The organism is Pigmentiphaga sp. GD03639, from assembly GCF_029845405.1.
Taxonomy (GTDB): domain Bacteria; phylum Pseudomonadota; class Gammaproteobacteria; order Burkholderiales; family Burkholderiaceae_B; genus Pigmentiphaga; species Pigmentiphaga daeguensis.
Window position 1 is genome coordinate 1 of record NZ_JAOCLR010000081.1, and the last position, 1,172, is coordinate 1,172.

Consider the following 1,172-nt stretch of genomic DNA (forward strand, 5'->3'; position numbering starts at 1 on the left):
AGATCGACCACGGAAGCTATCGTTGAAGTCTTGATCCAATCGCTTTGGGATTGCTGCGGTCAAACAATCGGTGGCGAGTCTTAGCATCTGAAGGAAGGCGATAGAAGCTCACCTGATGAGTTCCGAGCGGACATCGGTACTTGGTCCCACCGGATCGCTTTCGGGGCGCCCTACATCGCGAATCTACGTATCGGTGAGGACGAGCTTAGCCGTCATGTGAGCAAAAGGCCTTGCCGTTTGTATTTAAGGGCGATAGGCTCGGGTGAATTTGCTTGATGCCCAGTACGAGGCAGGCGCGACGAAACGGATGTGAATGGAAGGCCGGTTCGTTGTCGGCCAACAGGCGCTGGTTTCACGCTCAGCTTGGAGAAATACTGGACGACAGTAAGCAGGAGGCTCTCGGCACTCTCCTTGCGCTCGTCAGGCCTCATGGCAGTGAAGGCGACACGGGCATAATCATCGACAGGCACAAACAGGTATTCCCAGCCCAGCCAGCCCTTTTGCTCGCTTGGTGTAATCGCCCAAGGTGCTGTGCCCTACGTTGCTGAACCGACCAGCTTATTGATATCGATATGAAGCAATTCTTCCGGTGCATCTCGTTCGTAGCGCTGCACCGTATCGACTGGCGCCAGATCGCTGAGCCTGGACAAGCCAGCGCGTTTGAGGACGCGGCTGACGGTGGACCGGGAGACCCCTGTATACGGCGAAATGCGTGATTGCAGGAACAGCTTGCGCCGAAGCTCGACGATGACCAGTGCGGCGCTCAGATCGACGGCTCGGGGCGACAGAGCTGGGCGCGACGATTTGTCCAGCAGACCCGCCACTTCATCGGCTAAGTAGCGTCCCAGCCATTTCCCGGCGACGCAAATACGTCAATCGGACATTCTTATGGGTGTTCATCCGCAGTCCGCTTTTGAAGTGACAGGGCGTTTGGCGATTCCCAGTCCCTCAAGATCTCTCTGGGTGAACACCGCTGATGATGAAGGGCTCGTATCCGCGACTAGCCGTTAATCGTAACAATATTCAGCGGTATGTGTTTGCTAAATGCTTGACGCGCTTGGCTAAGTTGGTGTCGGTTGAGTGAGAGATCGTGTGTTGCCGGGTACCCCTTCGCTTGCGGCGGAGGCCTGCGCCACGAAATCGCTGCCCATACACTGTGGCTGGACGCCAGC

The 1,172-nt window shown here is 56.7% G+C and carries 1 protein-coding gene; it reads right to left on the bottom strand.

Features of this window, described 5'->3' with window-relative positions:
* Positions 1-536: 536 nt before the first annotated feature.
* Positions 537-869, bottom strand: a complete 333-nt coding sequence (locus tag N5K27_RS28870) for a leucine zipper domain-containing protein (RefSeq protein WP_347945786.1) — start codon at positions 867-869, stop codon at positions 537-539.
* Between the last annotated feature and the right edge of the window lie 303 nt (positions 870-1,172).